Genomic DNA, 18,337 nt, shown 5'->3' with positions numbered 1-18,337 from the left:
TTTTATTTAATTTTATGCCTTCAAATAAGAACAGATAAAAAAACTGTACATGAAAAAATTCAAACTGTCGGCAATGTTCAGGCAGATCCGCTGGAAAGAGCTGCTGGCTTTTGTTGTTTTTACTGCTTGCCTTTGTTTTCTTCAGGAGTGAAAGGCATGAGCTTGCCTCCATAGGACCGCAGCTTAAAAATTCCAGGACGGAATGGATATTGGCAGGTATCGCCCTTTCCATTATCTATATTATTCTTCAGGGCCTCATGTACGTAACCAGTTTCCGGAGTGCCGGGCTTGGCCTGAAACTGCCTGAAGCAGTCAGTTTGTTCCTGAAACGTAATTTCCTGAGTGTTTTCCTGCCGGCCGGAGGCGTAAGTTCCCTGGCTTATCTTCCGAGGAACATCAGGACCAAAGGGTATAATACAGCGTCTATCCACCAGGCAAGTGCCGTATATGGTTTTGTAGGGCTGCTGACTGTTCTTGTCGTTGGCCTTCCACTGATGGTCTACGCACTGTTCATCAATAAAAATTTCAGCAGCAGCTGGTCCGGGATTGCGGTTCTGGGTATTTTGGTATTCGCGTTATATGGTGTTTTTATTTCATTCAGGAAAAAAATGCATTATACCGGTTTACGGAGCGGAAAATTCCCTAAGCTGATCCGTTCTTCTGAGGAAATATTCAGCAGTGAAATAGACCGTAAAAGTTTCCGGATGACCGTGCTGATTTCTGTAGGGATAGAATTCTGCGGGGTTTTTCACCTGCTTATTGCGATGTATGCATTAGGCACGCCTGCCTCTTTTTCCGCAGCGGCCATTTCTTACATCGTGTCTGTTGTACTGATGATCATTTCGCCTTTCCTACGGGGATTGGGTGCTGTGGAATTCTCGCTGACCTATATCCTGGTCAGCTTCGGATACCAGCATGCGGACGGTCTGGGCATTACTTTGCTCTATCGGTTGTTTGAATTCTGGCTTCCTTTACTGGTCGGTATTGCAGCTTATCTTTGGAGCGGAAGGAAGCTTCTGGCCCGGATGATCCCGGTGGTCATGATCTTTTTTCTCGGTATCATCAATATCCTGTCGGTGATTACGCCTGCCCTCGCAGACCGGCTTCATATCATCAAAGGGTACCTGCCGCTGGACGTTATCCATCTCTCCAAGACGCTGACACTGATTGCGGGAGTTCTATTACTGGTTACTTCCGCCCATCTGTTTAAAGGGACCCGCAGGGCCTGGTATTTCGCAGTGGCTTTTACGGTTATGTCTGTGGTATTCAACCTGACCAAAGCCCTGGATTACGAAGAGGCCCTTTTGCGCTGGCGACACTGGACTGCTGGTTTACAGCCGTAAAGAATATATCCTCAGGACAAAAAGGATTTCACTTCAGCGCGGGTTCGGATGGTTTACGGGCATTTTTACAGCTATTTTCATCTTCAATTACCTGAGCTTTTATTTTATCAGTAAATCCCATTTCGGGATCGATTTCACCAAAGAGGAAGCTTTTTATTATACCCTTCATACGTTCCTGCTCTTCAGCGATTCCGGACTGGTGGCCCGCACAGGCTTTGCCAGGGACTTCCAGAACCTGAACTTTATCCTGGGTGCCTTTTCCTGGATGATCCTTATTTTTTCGCTGTACAGGAGCAATATCCATAAAGGTACTGATGGCAGTACCGAAAAATACGAAGATGCCGAAAACCTGGTGGAAGAATATGGTGCTTCATCCCTGATTTTCAAACTGGCCCAGGATAAACAGTTTTTTTTCCGAAGAAGCGGATGGTTTTGTATCATTCCGGACGGCCAACGGATTTGCCGTTGTACTCGAAGAACCGGTATGCGCTTCAGAAGATAAAGTGACCGTGATAGAAGAATTTGAAAGCTACTGCCGCAAGAACAGCCTTAAAACCTGTTATTACAGGATCGGCGAAGACGGACTCTCCTATTTTCCGTCTTCCGGGAAACAGAAACTCTTCATCGGGCAGGATGCATTGCTGGATGCTGAAAATTCAGCCTTCCGGGAAAGAGCGGAAATCCATCAGGAACGGGGTCACGGACTTGAAAAAGCAGGATACCGTACGGAAATCAGGTATGCGCCGCAATCAGAGCGCCACCATAGATCAGATCCAGGCGGTTTCAGACGAGTGGCTGACGGAATCGGATAAGAAGGAATTGTATTTGCAGAAGGGATGTTTGACCGTGAAGTAGTCCAGAAACCAGGACCTGATCCTGATCCTTGATCCGGAAGGCTGCTGTGTCGCTTTCCTGAATATCATCCCGCATTGCGCCCCGGATGAATGCAGTTATGATATGATCCGCAAAAAGGAGGATGCCCCTAACGGAAGCGTGATTCGCTCATCATTAAGCTGGTGGAATACGCCCCGCGCCAAAGATCTTAAATTCATCAATATGGGAATGACCCCGATGGCCGGAGCCGGCAACCCGATAATACGGCAGAGCAGCTTTACAGTTGGCCTATGAAAGGCTCGGAAGCTTTAAGCACTACCAGAGCCTGAGGAATTTTAAGGAAAATAGCTGACCTCTGGAAAACAAATACCTGGTGTATAACAATGACCTTGATCTTTTACTACCCCGGCTGCCTTAAAACAAAGTAATGAAACCATGAACAGCACATTGAAATTATTACGGTTAACCCCCTTCTTTTTTTTAATCTTTATGCTCTCCGGCTGTGGAAAAGGAAGTGATTTTAAAGTGACGGAATGGAATGACGACTATGATTCCCGCCCTATTATTTTTTACTTGAGCGGTGATGCCGGGTTCAATACCTTTTCCAAAAACCTGGGCAGGGATCTCCATAGTTTCGGCTACGATGTATTTGCCCTGGATACCAAATCATATTTCTGGAGCAGGAAACCCCCGTTCAGACGTCTGCTGATGTGGAAAAATACATCAACCGGCAGCTAAACGGCCGTAAGAACAAAAAGGTTATCATTATCGGCTTTTCCTTTGGGGCTGATGTCACGGCGTTTGTCTATAACCGCTTTACACCGGACCTCAAAAATAAAATTGAAAAGGTATTTATCATCGGGCCTTCCAAAAGCAATGATTTTAAAATCCATCTTACGGAATATTTCGGAGAGGAATTCAAAGGCAGCTTTGAAGTGATCCCGAGATCAATAGAATGAAGGACGTTCGCTGACGCTGGTGCTGAGTGATTTTGAGTTTGCCCATTTTCCATACAATGAGATTACACTCAATCCTGCAACGTATCAGATGGTCCACATCCATGGAGACCATCATTACGGAGGGAATACGGAAATGCTTGCCGGTTCCTCCATCAGCATATTCCGAATAAAAATCTGCAAAAAATCTTTTGATTCTATGATAAAAATGGTTTCGGCTGCCTCCGGCAGCCGAAACCATTTTTTAAAGCCTTGTCATCTTTACCGGATGTCCGGGATTTCGATCTCTGCAAGCATATTCTTATAATCCTGAGCTGCCTGTTAATCACATTGATCTCTGTCCAGAAAAATCCGGTGTTGGCAAACATTTCCTCATAATAGGCGATGCCTTCATACAGATTGTCCCTGAACGTTTTCCACTTTTTCTGCTGAACGCTGGTAAGGCTTTCTCCACAGGCTGCAATACCTTCCCTGAGATGCTGAACATACATTTTAAGTTCATTGATAAACATATTCGGGCGGTTGCGCACGGAAAGCACATCACCGTTGCCGTAAATATGGCGGACCATTTCCGAAAGGGAAACTTCTTTATCAAAATAGGCCAGGTTAGGGCCCGGACAGACTACCACTCCCTGTTCCTCGCCTTTGACTTCCATATCCTGCTCCATATAAGCGGCATTGACCAATCCTACGCACAGGCACGCTTTTTCGGTGATGGTTTTCTTTTCCTCTCAAATTGTTCCATGCTGAGGTGCGGCTTTCTGAATCCAGTTCGGCAAGCCTGATATCCTGGTACTTTTTGGAAGCCGTACAGGTTCCTTCAGGGGAAAACTCTTTGCTGAGGGCCAGCAGTTTTTTCGGGCACGAGCTTCCATACCGGTTTACAGTTCCTCTGCGCATCCTGATGAGTTCATTGGAGGTGCCTTTAACAGTATTGAACAATACGCCCAGCGGAGAAAGGTTGCTTACATAAAAGTCATGTTCTCCGGACTGCCTCAGCAGTTCCCTGGTTCACGGTCTACCGAAGTGGCTTCCGGAACCAGCAGGAAAGGAGATCCCCATCCCACGCTATCTACATGGAACCTTCAAGCAGGAATGCATGCTCTTCTGAGGTACCTACTCCACCCTGTACCGTAATCTTCATTTCCGGGGGACCGGACAGTCCGGGTTTGCCCTTCTGCTCCAAAGCAGCGGACATCAGGGAATAGGCTGAATGGATCAGCTCCTGTTTTTTCTGCATGAATTCTTCCATGATAGGTCCCAGCAGCAAACCTTCGGTGGCAAAAGCATGGCCGCCGCAGTTGAGTCCGGACTCAATCCTGTATTCCGATACCCAGAGTCCCTTTTTAGCCAGGAAGTTTCCCTGGATCATGGCCGACCTGAAATCGCTGACCTTAAGGATAATCTTCTTTTTGATCTGTCCGTTAGCATCCGGAAAAAATCATCAAAGGTTTCCATATAGCTGTACAGCCTCGGATTCATGCCCGCAGACAGCACCACAGCAGCGGATAACCGGCTGTTGGCAAATCCACGGAGTGACGCATGGGCATCATTGTACATCACAGGGAGCTGTTCATGGTCCCTGTAATTGTCCTTGTCCACTTTGGTCATGATATTCACGTCAATGCTGCCCGGGTTCAGGTGGGTCTCAATGCAGCGCCGTACGGCAGCAGTGAAATCACCGCTCTGGCCCAGAAAGCTCTGGAGGCTTTTTCTAAGCTCCGAAGTGTTGGGAAGCATTTCGGTAAATCTTTTCAGTGTGGCTCTGTTCTTAACAAGGTCCTCTTTAAAGGCTCCGAACTTTTCCGTAACGATCTCATCTACCATATTCAGGTAGTCCGTAATCCTCCTGGCACGGTAATCGTCTGCTTTCACAGGAATCTCGGCATACGTCAGGTTGAATTTCCTGCTGTAAAAATTTTTCATTTTCTCTATAATCTCATCATCGATTATAGAAATGACGGAAGATATTCCGTACTGCGCTACACGGATAGGGCTGTCTATCGTGTACGCCAATCCCATTACGGGAATATGGAAATTGTGCAAAGGTTTGTTGATCATTTATATATTGAATAAAATAATTGTCCTTACCAATTCCCATCAACTATTCACTCGTGCAAAAATATCTGTTTCCTATGAATTATGCACTAAATAGCACATGAATTATTCTGAAATCTGTGTGAAATCATGTTTTTCAACTTTTAAGCATAAAAAAAGCGATCATCGCAGTAACGCATGCAATCCGGTCCAGACAGCGATTAGGACGGATATATAATATCTAAACAATAAAAATTTTCGCTCAACAGATACCACATTTTCATCCTCCGGCATAAAAGGCATAAAATATGCTATAAACCTCATATATAACTTTAAATTTTACAGTCATGAGAAGTATTTTATGGTTAGTTGCAGTAATCTGCATCGTCGTTTGGCTTTTAGGTATGTTAGGAATCGTACCGGGAATGGATACAGGATATCTTGTTCACATCTTATTGGTAATTGCCATCATTGTGATCCTTTATAACCTTATATCAGGAAGAAGACCACTTGATTAAGCAAACTGCACATTTAACAACACCACATCAGTCATTGTATCAATATGTCAATGATTTAAGCAAGAACAACTCATAGTGTTACTTTTATACGGTAACACTATGATTTATTTTGAACCTGTAACGCCTCTATTTTGTAATGCAACAACTTAGCCTTTTCAATTCTGATGAATTTTACCGTTTCCCCGATCAACTGCTGGATTATACGGAACAATTTTTAGCCAGGGAAGAAGCAGACCAGCTGATCAGATTATTGATTGATACCGTTCCTTGGGAGCAGACGTTGCAGAAAATACGGGATAAAACAGTTGTTACTCCGCGCCTGACCGCCTGGTATGGCGATCCGGACACCTCTTACCAGATCGGTAAAAAAGCAGTGACCGCCCATCCTTGGCTGCCTGAGCTGCTGGACCTCAAAAAACGCATTGAAAATGAAACGGATTGCCGTTTTAATTCGGTATTGCTGAACTTATACCGTAACGGTCATGATTCCGTAGCGTGGCACCGCGACAAGACGCACGCTACCGAAACCCTGTCTTCCATTGCTTCACTGAGCCTGGGGCAGGTAAGAAATTTTGATTTCAGGAAACTGGATGACCACAGGCAGAAACACTCCATTTCCCTCGCTCATGGTTCTTTACTGATTATGAAAGGGAATTTACAGACGGAATGGGAACACCGCATTGCCAAATCTTCTGAGCTTATGCGCCCCCGTATCAACCTTACTTTCCGAATGATCCGGGAATTGTAATCATTGTAGTACTCCTTCAATTTCATCAATGAATGCGCATTGCGCAGGATTGATTTTAATTCGTGCCTCTTCCGCCGAAAACCATTCCCACCGGTCTACTTCAGGAATCTCCATCATTTTTCCGGACCTGGGCGGCCACGCGATCATGATCGTATTGCTGGACAATCCTGAAGTCTCGATTTCTCCTTCCACAGCCCAGCAATAAACGGTCTTCCCGCCCTTTTGGGTGATGGCTTTCAGAGCAATAAAATTTCCGGTAACCTCCTTTCCGGTCTCTTCTGAAAATTCAGTACGCGCCCGTTCCAGCGGATCTTCATCCTCCATGATTTCCCCTTTGGGAACCGACCATGCTCCGTCATCTTTATTTTTCCAGAAAGGCCCGCCCGGATGTACCAGAAATACATACAGCTCCCCTTTCTGTTTTCTGAACAGTAAAATACCCGCACTCTTTTTTGCCATAATCTAACCTTTACTCAATTCAAACTAATTAATGATCCCGGGGTTATGAACTCATAGGCTAAAGAAACAGTCCGCCCTACACAAAGATAAATATTATTCTAAAATTTAAAATCCATGATCTCTGTCTCTTATCTATCCGTCTATCATCTCTCATCTAAAAACATATTCCCCTCTTTTCTTTTGCCTTGAAATCGAAGATTCGACGTAGTCAAACAAAAGAAACAAAAGATCAAGACTGGAAAGAAAGACTAAAAACAAAGGCTGATCACTAAAAATTCTGAACTTGCGCGGATCAGCTATAAGAACTGTCTTTGAACTTCTTGTGCCGCGCTTCGGACAGAAGAATTTTCTTACCGTTCACAGCCTTTATTTTTTTAACGCCTTTCTTTCCCAGGTCGTCGTTTAAAGTCTGTTAATCATCATCTGTCAAAATTCATAATCTAAAATTTAAAATCTATAATCATTGTGACCTTGCTCATACTATAGTCTGCCCATTTCTTGTAATTTTAAACAAACAATCAATATGAAGCCTAAAAAGATATCGGGTGTTCCGGCACAACAACGGGGAGGCTTCCACGATACGGAAAGCCTGAAAATTTCGACAGTCCGGAAAAAGCCGCAGAAAAATTCCATCTGCTGAAAGAGCGTTTCTTCGCCCTCGGCGAGTGGAAAAGTTACTGTGGTAAAGGTTCAGCAGACTTCCGCCTTTATGACTCAGCCGGAAATCCTGTGCAGCGCATTCCCAAGATCGGAGATTTCATCAGGATCGACATTCCCGGACCACCGGACCAGGCAGGAAAAGGCTTTGACTGGGTAGAAATTACTAAGATTGTCCATAGAAATGATGATCACGAAGAAAGCATCCTGATCACTTCCAGGCCATGCAGTAACCCGCAGGAAAAAGACAATCGATATATCGCCCACTTCTACTCGGAAAAGGCCACTTCCACATTTCTTATTTCCCATTCGGGCTCCACGCTTAAAACAGGTATTTACGGCCGCAACGAATCGCCCAACTTCAATGCGAAACTGATGGATAAGATCAGGAACCTGATGATCGCCTTCGGCGGTATCCTGGGGTTTTCAAAAATACAATGGAAATGTATTGCAGACGGACTGCTGGACTTCAACAGCAACTAGCATCTGCACATCAAAGCATACTATATTTTATTGGATATCAGCTCCTTTCGATTTAAAAGTCTTCAGCTGCCAAAAATATTTTTGTAATACAATAAATAATCCTATATTTGCACCACTGAAAACGGAAGTATGCCGGTATTTAGGGAGAGTTGGCAGAGTGGTCGATTGCGGCAGTCTTGAAAACTGTTGACTGTAACAGGTCCGGGGGTTCGAATCCCTCACTCTCCGCCAGGTTAGAAACCAAAATAAGCTAAAACGCTGTAAACATTGATGTTTACAGCGTTTTTTGTTTTAGTGCGGATATTAAAAAAAATCAAAATTTCAGCCGTTTCCGAAATCCGGTTAGTATTTCCCGCGATGAGGTAATGCGCATCAGTAAATCCACTCAAAAGCCACCTATCATAAAGGCCTGAAAACCTTTATTCTTCGGGCTATATTGATTATCAGCCGTCTTATAATCCGTTTCAGGGAAGCCAGGTGGTGATGTTGGATTTTGGTGGGGAGTTGAAGGGTGGCGTTAGGTGAAAAAAAAGTAATTCAAAGATGCTAAAGACTATAATTATTAAAGATATGTGGTTGTTGACAAGATATTATTTATAAAGTATTCCTTATAAAGTGCTTTTGTAATTAGTCGTTTTAGTATCTTTAAGACTTAAAACTAAATTAGCCAATGTCTTTCAACGAAGATTCCCGAGTTAAAATACCAGCCATCTTGCATTTGTTGCGACTAGGCTATCAATATATTTCTTTAAAAAAACAAAACAGGATAGAAGAAAATAATATTTTCCCTTCTATTTTTTTACCTAAGATTGCCGAAATAAATAGCATTTCTGAAGCAGAAGCACAAAGGTTTTTGGATGAGATTAATTTAGAATTAGATTTTGAGGATCTTGGAAAAAAATTCTATGAACGTTTAACATCGACTTCCGGTATTAAATTAATTGATTTTGAAAATTTTTCAAACAATGATTTTCACATCACAACTGAATTAACCTGCAAATCCGGCGATGAAGAATATCGTCCGGACATTACAATTCTCGTTAATGGAATACCATTAGCTTTTGTAGAGGTGAAAAAACCTCATAATAAAGATGGAGTTATCGCTGAACGTAGACGCATCAATGAAAGGTTTGGAAATAAACATTTTAGACGTTTTGCAAACATTACTCAACTTATGGTATTTTCCAATAATATGGAATATGAAGATGGCTTAGTTGAGCCCATTTTTGGAGCTTATTATGCAACTTCTGCTTACTCCAATATATCATTTAATTATTTTAGAGAAGATTTAGATTATCTTGTAAAAGAAAGATTGTTAGAGTTAAGCGAGGACAAAGAATTGGACATTTTAAGAGATAATAATTTGATTGTTATTAAGCATAACCCAGATTTTATCACTAATAAAAGTGAAAATAGTCCTACCAATAAAATTCTTACTTCTCTTTTTAGCAAAGAGAGATTACAGTTTATTCTTCAGTTTGCAATTGCTTATGTGAAAGAAGAGAATATAGGTAAACCCGTTTTTCAAAAGCACATTATGCGCTATCCTCAAATTTTTGCAACTCAAGCAATCGCTTCAAAAATTGATTTAGGGCAGAATAAAGGAATTATCTGGCACACTCAAGGTTCAGGTAAAACTGCATTAGCTTTTTATAATGTTAAATATTTAACTTATTATTTTGCAAAAAAGAAAATTATTCCAAAATTTTATTTTGTTGTAGACCGTTTAGATTTATTAGAGCAAGCTGCAACAGAATTTTCTAACAGAGAACTTTGTGTAAAAAAGGTTAATTCAAAAGCAGATTTTGTTGAAAGTTTAAAAACTATAGGAGCTATCCACAATAATAGTGGTAAATCTGAAATTACGGTTGTTAATATCCAGAAATTTTCTGAAGACGCTACAGTTTTAAAGGATTTAAACTATGATATAAATGTTCAAAGAATCTATTTTTTAGATGAAGCGCACCGTTCATATAATCCGAAAGGAAATTATCTTGCAAACCTTATTAATTCTGATAAAAATGCAATCAAAATTGCACTTACCGGAACACCATTATTAAAGGAAGTTGCAAAAGATTATGATTCAAAACTACTTTTTGGAAATTATATCCATAAGTATTACTACAATATGTCTATTGCTGATGGATATACGCTCCGATTGATAAGGGAGCAAATAGAGGGTAATTTTAAAATGCAAATGCAGAATGTCATTGATGAGATTAAAGTTTTACGTGGTGATATTTCTGCAAAAGACATTTACAAAAATACAAGGTTTGCAGAGCCATTATTAGATTATATTTGTAATGATTTAATAAAATTCCGTAAAGATCAGCAAGATGCTACTCTGGGAGGGATGGTAGTTTGTGATTCTGCAGACCAGGCAAAGGAGTTATTCCGTTTGTTTCAGAAGAAATATGGCGAACAGGAAACAGATGCAAGCATATTGATGGTTGCAGAACCAAAAGCAAAATATGGCTTAAAAGATGAACCAAAATTGACTGCCTCTTTAATTTTATACGATGAAAATGACAAGCTGGTTCGAAAAGAACTTATAAAGGCGTATAAAAAAGGACACGTCGATATTTTGTTTGTTTATAATATGCTGTTAACAGGCTTTGATGCTAAACGATTGAAAAAATTATATTTAGCGCGGGTCATACAAGATCATAATTTATTGCAGACACTTACAAGAGTTAATCGTCCTTACAAAAAATACCGATACGGATATGTTGTAGATTTTGCTGACATTTCAAAGGCCTTTGATCGCACCAATAAACTCTATTTTGATGAATTGCAGGAACAGCTGGGTGACGAAATGGAAATGTACTCTCATCTATTTAAATCTGAAGAAGAGATTAGACAAGAAATTGAAGAAATAAAAGATACATTATTTCATTATGACACAGTTAATAAAGAAGTGTTTTCTCAACAAATTGCCGAATTAAATGACAAGCAAGAACTTCTTAGACTTGTAAAGGCTTTACGAACTGCAAAAGAGTTAAAAAATCTAATTGCCATAAATGGCTATGAAGCTTTAAAAGGCTTAACAGATTTTGAACTTCTCAATCGTCTATTAATTGAAACGCAAAATCGACTTGACAATCTCAATCTTGTAGAAAGCATCGGAAACGAAGAAGCTAACCGAAATCTTTTAACTGAAGCTTTAGAGGATATAATTTTTCAATTTGTTAAAGTCGATGAAAGTGAATTGGTACTTGCTGATGAATTTAAAAACATTCTACGGAAAGCCAGAGAATCTCTACAAACTAATTTTGATCAGCTAGATTCTGAATTTGTAAGTCTAAGAGCTGAATTAGAAAGAATTTTCAAGAAAAAAAATCTTAGTGAGGTGACTCAGGAAGATATGGTAGAAAATATGCATCTCCTTCAGAAAATCTATGACCAGGCAAAAGAATTAAACCGAAAAAACGCCTTGCTAAAAGCTAAATATGACAGTGACGATAAGTACGCCAGAATTCATAAACGTTTATCAGAAAAAGGAACTTTAAACACAAAAGAATCACAGCTTCACCGGGCATTGATGCAGGTTAAACTCCAAGTTGATGAGACAATTACCAATCAGGAGGAAATGGTAAAAAATGAAGCTTATTTTAAGAGATACCTGATGCAAATTGTAGTCAATGAATTTAAGAAAAAAGAAAATATAGGTCTTGACTTTTCAACGACAGAAAAAATAAATCAATTAATTTCGCAAGAATATTTACAACAATATCAATATAGATAATGACTCAAGATATAAACTTTATTACTAAAACAAAATCTTTAATCGATAATCTTAAAAGTGTATGTGCCAATTACGGACTCGGAAATGACGGAAATGAATTCAAGATTATTACGCAAATATTTCTATATAAATTTCTTAATGATAAATTCCGCTTTGCGATAAAAGAAGAGCAACCTCAACTTGCAGATGCTGAGAATTTTTCTAAAGCACTTCGTGAGATGAGTGATGACGAGTATCAGTTTCTACTGGCAAGCTTGGATCCTAATATTCCAAGATTACATCCTGATCATTTGATTTCGCATTTGTTCGCAATTCAAAATGACAGTGATTTTGGAAAAACATTTGATGATACTTTAAGACAAATATCAATTGAAAACGCTGATGTGTTTTCGGTAAAATCATTTAGTGGTGCAAAAGATACATTGTTTGATGAGCTTACTCAGTTCATCTCTGATGCTTCTCAACGTGATGCTTTTGCAAAAGCATTGATTAATAAATTATTTGAGTTTTCTTTTGAAGAAATGTTTGTTCAAAAATATGATTTCTTTGCAACTATTTTTGAATATTTAATTAAAGATTACAACACAGATAGCGGTGGTAAGTATGCTGAATATTATACACCACACGCTGTTGCCCGTATTATGGCAAAAATTCTTGTGCCGGATGAAGTAAAAGGTGTAAAATGTTATGATCCAAGTGCAGGATCGGGAACTTTGTTAATGAGTTTAGCTCATCAAATTGGTGAAAAGAATTGCACAATCTATTCAGAAGACATTTCACAGAAATCGAGCAATATGTTACGTCTAAATTTGGTTTTGAACAGCCTTACGCATTCAATTCCGAATATCATTAAAACTAACACCATTGCACAGCCTTTTTATTTAGATACAAAGTTTGACTACATCGTTTCTAATCCACCTTTTAAGTTAGACTTTTCTGATTTTAGAGATGATCTTGAGAAAGATGCTTTTAAACAAAGATTCTTTGCCGGAATTCCAAATGTTCCGAAAAGCAAAAAAGAATCAATGGCAATTTATCTTTTGTTTATTCAGCATATTATGCACAGTTTAAGCGAAAAAGGTCAAGCAGCTATTGTTGTTCCAACAGGTTTCATTACTGCTCAAAGTGGGATTGAAAAGAAAATTCGTGAAAGGTTAATTAGTAATGGTTGGCTTCGGGGTGTAGTAAGTATGCCAAGCAACATATTTGCAAGTACAGGAACCAATGTCTCAGTATTATTTTTTGATAAAAGAGCAGATAGCGAGCATATTATTTTAATGGATGCTTCTAAGCTGGGCCAAACAGTGAAAGAAGGCAAAAATCAACGTACTGTTTTAACGCCCGATGAAGAAGCAAAAATTGTGGAAACCTTTAATCAAAAGCAGGCTGTTGAAGACTTGTCTGTTGTAGTAACAAAAGAACAAATTGCTGAAAAGAATTATTCTTTTTCTGCAGGGCAATATTTTGAATTTAAAATAGAATATGTTGATATTACTCCAGAAGAATTTGCTGAAAAAATGCGAAATTTTGAAACTAATTTGCAAAGTCTTTTTGCGGAAGGAAATGCTTTGGAAATAAAAATTCAGGAACAGCTTAAAAGTTTGAGATATGATGGAAATTAAACTAAAAAATTTAATTAAAGAAATATCTATGGGACCATTTGGGTCTGATATTAAAGTTGATAATTTTATTGATATAGGAATTCCTGTTTTGAACGGTTCAAATTTAACTAATCATAAACTTGTTGAAGATAGTTTTAATTATATTTCTGAAGAAAAGGCAAATTCTTTAGGAAAAGCAAATGCTAAAAGGGGAGATATTGTAATTACGCATCGTGGAACATTAGGTCAAGTTTCATTTATTCCTCATAATTCAAAATATGATCGTTATGTTATTTCGCAAAGTCAATTTAGAGTAAGATTTAATGAGAATTTAGATCCAATTTACTTTTCTTATTTAATGAAAAGTAAATATGGCCAAAGTAAGTTATTATCATTTAAAAATCATGTAGGGGTACCTGCACTAGCACAAGCTACTACAAATTTTAAAAACTTAGAGATAAAAATACATGATAAAATAATACAGAAAAAAATTGCTTCTACTCTTTCATTATTAGATGATAAAATAGAACTCAACAATCAAATAAATGATAATTTATCTTACTATTTCATTCAACTTTTACCTGTCCGTTCATCAGCATAGGTAAAAGCCAGTCGCGGAGAGAGCTAAGTTGTTGGTTTTGTTGTTCATTAATTCTGATTTTGTAATAAATGGAAAGAATTTCTTTTTCAAACTCTTTTTGTAATGATATAAGAGGAATTAATAAATTAACTGTTCTTAATTCATCTTGTCTTATTCCAAAGACAGTACTACCACTTACTTTTCCTAAAATCTGCGAATAACCATTTCCGATTGATAACTCATAATATAGATATGTGTGACTTAAAATTTTTATATTTGATCTTATAGCAAAAACTCTTTGGCTTAAACAGTATTTTATATCTCCCATAAGGTAAAAAAACTCACCGCAAGGCGCTTCTGAAGTCATCAAGATATCACCTTCGCTTAATTCTTCTTTCATCCATTTATTATATAATGAATCATTAACACGATTAGCTTCACTAAGATTTACAAGCTTTCCTTTTTTAATATGTTTTGCAGATATTGCGATGATATCATCATTATTAGTAGACCAATCAGCATCTAATTTCTTTGGAGTTTTTCCACGATAATCTATTATTAAACTAACACAATCATTTAATTTCTAATTTCCCAACCTTCTGGAATCTCTCTTTTCAAAGTTTCATTCCAAACCATCTTGCCACCGCTTGATTTATAAGGCTTTCCGTTTTCGTCAGGGAAATCGAACTGCACAAACCAATAGTCGTACAGCGTTTTTGCCATACGCTCTAAATTATCATTTATTTGATTGTTTAAATTAATTTTATTGTCAATATCAGTTAGGATATTGGCAATTTCTTTTTGTACAGAATGTTTTTGAGAGTAGTTAACAACCACGTTAAATAATCTCTGCTTGTCAAATTCGCCTTGTCCTGTACTTCCATCCATAAAAGTTTGTAATTGCTTTTCTATAGAAAAAAGATTGTAATTCAAACATTTAGATTCAAAGTAGTCATTAGTTCTAATTACTAAAATATGAGAATCAATAATTACCTTTTTATTTTGAGGCAGCTTCTCCACAAAAGCAACTCGACCTGCCGTTCCTTGGCCTGTAGAATTTATTAGAATATCTCCAACTCTCAGAAACTTATCTTCATTATAGTGTTTTTTATCATCTATATATTGAGCAAATGAGTAATCTATTTTATTATGACGAATACATTTCTGATTTAAAACAATTATGGAGCTTTCTCCAACATATTTTGGTGTTACGCCTTTTCCATAATAGGTAAGAATCGAATCTACTCTTCTTGAATTATTCATAATCTTAACTAATAAATTTTCGGTGAGCAATTTTCACATTAGCCTGATTTACCATTGCATAATGTAATGTTGTATCAATTTTAACATGACCTAATAACTTCTGAACCTGTTCGATAGGCATTCCTTTATCGATTGCCATAGTCGCTAGAGTTCTTCTGAATTTGTGAGGATGTACTTTATTTATTTTGGTTTTTTGTCCCAGTTTCCGCAATACATTTTCAATTCCACCAATAGAAAGTCGCTGATTAGGCTTTGATAAAGAAACGAATAAAGCTTCATTATCATCTTTTCTTGTTTGAAGATATTCTTTGAGATGAATCTTCGTTCTTGCATCAAAGTATACTTCACGCTGTTTATTTCCTTTACCTGTTACGATACAAGAACGCTCGTGGAAATCAATGTCCTTAATATTTATTTTTACAAGCTCACCAACTCTAATACCAGTCGAGCTTAACATTTCGATAAGGGTTAAATCTCTTATTTGCTTGCAGTTGTCTCTAAGTATTTCTATGTCTTCATCACTAAGTACCTCCTTTATAGTTCTGGCGGTCTTAACTTTATGAATCCTTCTTACAGGGCTTTTTAAAATATAATCTTCATCTTCTAACCAAGAAAAAAAACTTGAAAATATTCTACGAATATTATCTATAGTGACTTTACTCGATTTTTTTGCTTCCTGATATTCTGAGAGATAGAATCTTAAATCATTAGTAGAGATTTCTGTAACTTTCTTTTTTAGTTTTTGAAACAGAGTGTCTATGGTCGAAAAATAATATTTTAATGACTTTTCAGAACAACCTTCCACTTTTTTGGATGAAATGAATAAATTTAAAACGCTTGTATTATCAGTTTCCAACTTATCTTCATTACTTTTTTTTGGTGTAACCACCACAGAATGAAAAGATTGATGTATTACCTTTTCAAGAATCATTAACTGTTGAAAGTTTAAAACTGTTTGCATTGCATTAATTATTTCTTGCTTCACTAATTCCTTCATTGTACTTAAATTTTTGAAGCCGCAAAGGAATGAAAAACAAAAATAGCCATAGTTGTACAATAAATGATAATTTATCTTACTATTTTATTCAACTTTTACCTGCCGTTCATCAGCATGGTAAAAGCCAATCTCGAGTGGGAAAGTTGTTGGTTTTGTTTAAGGTTGGATTGCTTCTTAGATTCTATATTTTTATTTGATTATAAAATCTTTCAACAATACTCGGAGTTTTTAGAAATAAGACTATAAAGGATTCAAATAGAAAGTTTTTAATTCGCTAGTTTTCCCTCATATCCAAAAAAACATTAGCATCGTATAACCTTTGCCATTCTTGTAAGAAATTGAAGAGAACTCGTTCTCTTTAAAGAAATAGCTTTACAGAAGTTTGAGCATATAATATTTGAATCAAATCTTTCAAATGTACTTTCAGTTAAAAGGCGATTCTTCCAGTAGATTGTGATGGACTTCCACCTGAAATTTCCACAATAAAATCATCTGGTTTTAGAGCCTTTGATATATTATTTTTAGAATATATCTTTGGGTGCTTTAACTTCACCTTGCCGTTTAATCCATTAATGTCAGCACCTCTAATACAATAAACTTTTTCCGTATAATTACCTCAATCTTATCTTTACCCCAATCTCCAGTCTTTGTTTTTTCTATCCAATCATTAAATACAGTTACTTTCCATCCTTCCGGAATTCCCTTTTCAAAATTTCATTCCAAATCATCTTGCCACCGCTTGATTTATAAGGCTTTCCGTTTTCGTCAGGGAAATCGAACTGCACAAACCAATAGTCGTACAGCGTTTTTGCCATACGCTCTAAATTATCATTTATTTTAGTCAAAATAATTATTCTATAGTATTAACGTAAAAAATAAAAACAGAAACCAAAGATACTTCGCTTCCTAGCCCAACTACTAAATTCTGTCAAGGTCAAGTCCTCCGTATTTTCAGAAAAACTTTTTACGTATAAAAATCTGATCAAAAATTTTTCCAAAAACCTTTTAGAAATATTTCAACTGAGAAATTTCAGGTACAGAGAGAAAGACTAAATTCCCTTTACCATATTAACCTCTGCCCTATTTGCTTCCAGAGATATCGATAAAAATTTGTACCGATTTTTTTCATAAAACATAAAAAAACTAACAGCATCCTAAATTATATTCTCTCTCAGATTACATGGATAAATAGAATCACGCAGACCTCAATACCAAAAGAAAATCTGGGAAATCCGGGAATACTCAAATAAAAATATCAGGCTATGATATATTTACGTATATTTAGATATTCCGGAAATATCCGGATAAGTAAAACAAACTAATACAAACATCCCATGAAAAACCTGGCAAAACTATCAAAAAAGCTTACCAAAAAGGATCTGAAAACAATCGTTGCAGGTAACAGTCCTGATTTATCATATCCCATGTGTAAACCTAAACAATGCGAAACTTTGGATGCCAAATGCGATTACCAGAGCTGCCCTCCTCTATTTCCTGACCCGGAATAAAAAATGATCACAGAAATCCTGTATGGAAATATATTCTTAGAATGATCGCATCAGACGTTTCAAATTCAAAAATATCGGAGAAAGATCCACTTGAAAAAAATATAAAAATTAATGAGGAATTGAAAACATTTTGAATCCTTAACCGGCGTCAACCGTTCTCTCAATCAGATCCCATAAATTACCGTATAAATCTTTGAATACGGCCACGGTTCCATACGATTCAACGATGGGCTCACGGACGAATGAAATTCCATTCGCCAGCATGGACTGATAGGATTCATCAAAGTTCTCTGTTTCGAGGAACAGGAATACCCTGCCCCCACTTTGATTGCCCACGGATGATCGTTGTTGTTCATCCGCTGCCTTAGCTAAAAGGAGACAGCATCCGAAGGAACCGGGAGGCTTAATGAGTACCCATCGTTTGGTTTTTGAAAGGCAGGTATCTTCCACCAGATCAAAGCCTAATTTTTGGAGGTAAAAATCAAGCGCTTCATCGTAGTCCCTGACGAGAAGCGCGATATGAATGATGGACTGTTTCATTTTATATACTGAATGTAATGGGATTGATTTTTCCTACCGGAAAACTTCCATTTCGTTATGCTTTCAGC

Annotated in this window: 20 protein-coding genes, 1 tRNA gene and 1 pseudogene; 11 read left to right on the top strand and 11 right to left on the bottom strand. The window is 37.7% G+C overall.

All coding sequences use genetic code 11. The annotated features are described in order from the left end of the window. The first annotated feature begins 110 nt into the window (after positions 1–110). Positions 111–1,343 carry a lysylphosphatidylglycerol synthase domain-containing protein gene (locus CGB83_RS20040; RefSeq protein ID WP_100077424.1) on the top strand — a complete coding sequence of 411 codons (1,233 nt, stop codon included), beginning with the start codon at positions 111–113 and terminating at the stop codon, positions 1,341–1,343. Between the two features lie 28 nt (positions 1,344–1,371). Here CGB83_RS20040 and CGB83_RS20280 read toward each other — a convergent pair whose 3' ends face one another. After that, entirely contained in the window at positions 1,372–1,647 is a 276-nt protein-coding gene (locus tag CGB83_RS20280; RefSeq protein WP_157761477.1) for a hypothetical protein, read from the bottom strand. A 94-nt stretch (positions 1,648–1,741) separates the two neighbouring features. Between CGB83_RS20280 and CGB83_RS20555 the strand changes: the two genes are divergently transcribed. The 3 genes and pseudogenes from CGB83_RS20555 (at position 1,742) to CGB83_RS20770 (ending at position 3,136) form a co-directional block, all read left to right on the top strand. Next, on the top strand, positions 1,742–2,155 hold the full coding sequence (locus tag CGB83_RS20555) for a phosphatidylglycerol lysyltransferase domain-containing protein (protein ID WP_100077422.1): 414 nt from the start codon (positions 1,742–1,744) through the stop codon (positions 2,153–2,155). Positions 2,156–2,213: 58 nt separating this feature from the next. After that, on the top strand, positions 2,214–2,471 hold the full coding sequence (locus tag CGB83_RS20550; RefSeq protein WP_157761479.1) for a phosphatidylglycerol lysyltransferase domain-containing protein: 258 nt from the start codon (positions 2,214–2,216) through the stop codon (positions 2,469–2,471). 141 nt (positions 2,472–2,612) lie between these two features. After that, positions 2,613–3,136, top strand: a pseudogene (locus CGB83_RS20770) (alpha/beta fold hydrolase). A gap of 194 nt (positions 3,137–3,330) precedes the next feature. On the opposite strand, the gene CGB83_RS20680 reads toward CGB83_RS20770, so the two are convergent. From CGB83_RS20680 to CGB83_RS20665, 4 genes are all read right to left on the bottom strand, one after another. Then, positions 3,331–3,789 (bottom strand): hypothetical protein, encoded by a 459-nt coding sequence (locus CGB83_RS20680; RefSeq protein ID WP_335621868.1) that lies wholly within the window; start codon positions 3,787–3,789, stop codon positions 3,331–3,333. Then, positions 3,740–4,033, bottom strand: a complete 294-nt coding sequence (locus CGB83_RS20675) for a hypothetical protein (protein ID WP_335621867.1) — start codon at positions 4,031–4,033, stop codon at positions 3,740–3,742. The genes CGB83_RS20680 and CGB83_RS20675 overlap by 50 nt, the downstream gene beginning before the upstream one ends. A 172-nt stretch (positions 4,034–4,205) precedes the next feature. Then, entirely contained in the window at positions 4,206–4,505 is a 300-nt protein-coding gene (locus CGB83_RS20670) for a hypothetical protein (protein ID WP_335621866.1), read from the bottom strand. Then, positions 4,502–5,194, bottom strand: coding sequence for a hypothetical protein (locus tag CGB83_RS20665; RefSeq protein WP_335621865.1), 693 nt, complete (start codon positions 5,192–5,194; stop codon positions 4,502–4,504). Before CGB83_RS20665 ends, CGB83_RS20670 begins: the two co-directional genes overlap by 4 nt. Positions 5,195–5,517: 323 nt before the next feature. On the opposite strand from CGB83_RS20665, the gene CGB83_RS20270 reads away from it, so the two are divergent. After that, positions 5,518–5,688 carry a lmo0937 family membrane protein gene (locus tag CGB83_RS20270; RefSeq protein WP_143052714.1) on the top strand — a complete coding sequence of 57 codons (171 nt, stop codon included), beginning with the start codon at positions 5,518–5,520 and terminating at the stop codon, positions 5,686–5,688. 136 nt (positions 5,689–5,824) lie between these two features. After that, complete coding sequence (locus CGB83_RS20010; protein ID WP_100073927.1) at positions 5,825–6,436, top strand: alpha-ketoglutarate-dependent dioxygenase AlkB family protein; 612 nt, start codon at positions 5,825–5,827, stop codon at positions 6,434–6,436. Here CGB83_RS20010 and CGB83_RS20005 read toward each other — a convergent pair whose 3' ends face one another. Beyond that, entirely contained in the window at positions 6,437–6,895 is a 459-nt protein-coding gene (locus CGB83_RS20005) for an NUDIX hydrolase (protein ID WP_100073926.1), read from the bottom strand. Between the two features lie 729 nt (positions 6,896–7,624). On the opposite strand from CGB83_RS20005, the gene CGB83_RS20000 reads away from it, so the two are divergent. The 5 genes from CGB83_RS20000 to CGB83_RS19975 all read left to right on the top strand — a co-directional run bounded on the left by CGB83_RS20000 (position 7,625) and on the right by CGB83_RS19975 (position 13,982). Then, positions 7,625–8,035 carry a hypothetical protein gene (locus tag CGB83_RS20000; RefSeq protein ID WP_100077419.1) on the top strand — a complete coding sequence of 137 codons (411 nt, stop codon included), beginning with the start codon at positions 7,625–7,627 and terminating at the stop codon, positions 8,033–8,035. A 143-nt stretch (positions 8,036–8,178) separates the two neighbouring features. After that, positions 8,179–8,266 (top strand) — tRNA-Ser (locus CGB83_RS19995). A 439-nt stretch (positions 8,267–8,705) separates the two neighbouring features. Continuing rightward, positions 8,706–11,780 carry a type I restriction endonuclease gene (locus CGB83_RS19985; RefSeq protein WP_100073924.1) on the top strand — a complete coding sequence of 1,025 codons (3,075 nt, stop codon included), beginning with the start codon at positions 8,706–8,708 and terminating at the stop codon, positions 11,778–11,780. Next, entirely contained in the window at positions 11,780–13,402 is a 1,623-nt protein-coding gene (locus tag CGB83_RS19980) for an HsdM family class I SAM-dependent methyltransferase (protein ID WP_100073923.1), read from the top strand. Before CGB83_RS19985 ends, CGB83_RS19980 begins: the two co-directional genes overlap by 1 nt. After that, positions 13,389–13,982 (top strand): restriction endonuclease subunit S, encoded by a 594-nt coding sequence (locus CGB83_RS19975; protein ID WP_100077418.1) that lies wholly within the window; start codon positions 13,389–13,391, stop codon positions 13,980–13,982. Before CGB83_RS19980 ends, CGB83_RS19975 begins: the two co-directional genes overlap by 14 nt. Here the strand turns inward: CGB83_RS19975 and CGB83_RS19970 are convergent. The 5 genes from CGB83_RS19970 to CGB83_RS19950 form a co-directional block, all read right to left on the bottom strand. Further along, entirely contained in the window at positions 13,948–14,517 is a 570-nt protein-coding gene (locus CGB83_RS19970; RefSeq protein WP_228420187.1) for a restriction endonuclease subunit S, read from the bottom strand. The two genes, CGB83_RS19975 and CGB83_RS19970, sit on opposite strands and share 35 nt — an antisense overlap. Before the next feature lie 20 nt (positions 14,518–14,537). Next, positions 14,538–15,224: a restriction endonuclease subunit S gene (locus tag CGB83_RS19965; RefSeq protein ID WP_100077416.1), complete on the bottom strand. Its 687-nt coding sequence runs from the start codon at positions 15,222–15,224 to the stop codon at positions 14,538–14,540. Positions 15,225–15,228: 4 nt separating this feature from the next. After that, positions 15,229–16,221, bottom strand: a complete 993-nt coding sequence (xerA, locus tag CGB83_RS19960; RefSeq protein ID WP_100073921.1) for a site-specific tyrosine recombinase/integron integrase — start codon at positions 16,219–16,221, stop codon at positions 15,229–15,231. Between the two features lie 677 nt (positions 16,222–16,898). Further along, a complete protein-coding gene (locus CGB83_RS19955; RefSeq protein ID WP_228420021.1) occupies positions 16,899–17,036 on the bottom strand; it encodes a hypothetical protein in 138 nt (45 codons plus the stop codon). Positions 17,037–17,867: 831 nt separating this feature from the next. Continuing rightward, complete coding sequence (locus CGB83_RS19950) at positions 17,868–18,269, bottom strand: VOC family protein (protein ID WP_100073919.1); 402 nt, start codon at positions 18,267–18,269, stop codon at positions 17,868–17,870. Between the last annotated feature and the right edge of the window lie 68 nt (positions 18,270–18,337).

Origin of the sequence: Chryseobacterium camelliae, from assembly GCF_002770595.1 — a bacterium.
GTDB classification, from domain to species: domain Bacteria; phylum Bacteroidota; class Bacteroidia; order Flavobacteriales; family Weeksellaceae; genus Chryseobacterium; species Chryseobacterium camelliae.
Note: the sequence above shows the minus strand (reverse complement) of the source record. Positions and strands in the feature narration are given on the sequence as shown.

Bases quoted from the DNA above. Each gene is read 5' to 3' on its own strand.
- CGB83_RS20280 (WP_157761477.1), bottom strand. From the start codon at position 1,647: ATGGATATTGCTCCTGTACAGCGAAAAAATAAGGATCATCCAGGAAAA.
- CGB83_RS20680 (WP_335621868.1), bottom strand. From the start codon at position 3,789: ATGGAAGTCAAAGGCGAGGAACAGGGAGTGGTAGTCTGTCCGGGCCCT.
- CGB83_RS20675 (WP_335621867.1), bottom strand. From the start codon at position 4,033: ATGCGCAGAGGAACTGTAAACCGGTATGGAAGCTCGTGCCCGAAAAAA.
- CGB83_RS20670 (WP_335621866.1), bottom strand. From the start codon at position 4,505: ATGATCCAGGGAAACTTCCTGGCTAAAAAGGGACTCTGGGTATCGGAA.
- CGB83_RS20665 (WP_335621865.1), bottom strand. From the start codon at position 5,194: ATGATCAACAAACCTTTGCACAATTTCCATATTCCCGTAATGGGATTG.
- CGB83_RS20270 (WP_143052714.1), top strand. From the start codon at position 5,518: ATGAGAAGTATTTTATGGTTAGTTGCAGTAATCTGCATCGTCGTTTGG.
- CGB83_RS20010 (WP_100073927.1), top strand. From the start codon at position 5,825: ATGCAACAACTTAGCCTTTTCAATTCTGATGAATTTTACCGTTTCCCC.
- CGB83_RS20005 (WP_100073926.1), bottom strand. From the start codon at position 6,895: ATGGCAAAAAAGAGTGCGGGTATTTTACTGTTCAGAAAACAGAAAGGG.
- CGB83_RS19985 (WP_100073924.1), top strand. From the start codon at position 8,706: ATGTCTTTCAACGAAGATTCCCGAGTTAAAATACCAGCCATCTTGCAT.
- CGB83_RS19980 (WP_100073923.1), top strand. From the start codon at position 11,780: ATGACTCAAGATATAAACTTTATTACTAAAACAAAATCTTTAATCGAT.
- CGB83_RS19975 (WP_100077418.1), top strand. From the start codon at position 13,389: ATGATGGAAATTAAACTAAAAAATTTAATTAAAGAAATATCTATGGGA.
- CGB83_RS19965 (WP_100077416.1), bottom strand. From the start codon at position 15,224: ATGAATAATTCAAGAAGAGTAGATTCGATTCTTACCTATTATGGAAAA.
- xerA (WP_100073921.1), bottom strand. From the start codon at position 16,221: ATGAAGGAATTAGTGAAGCAAGAAATAATTAATGCAATGCAAACAGTT.
- CGB83_RS19955 (WP_228420021.1), bottom strand. From the start codon at position 17,036: ATGGCAAAAACGCTGTACGACTATTGGTTTGTGCAGTTCGATTTCCCT.
- CGB83_RS19950 (WP_100073919.1), bottom strand. From the start codon at position 18,269: ATGAAACAGTCCATCATTCATATCGCGCTTCTCGTCAGGGACTACGAT.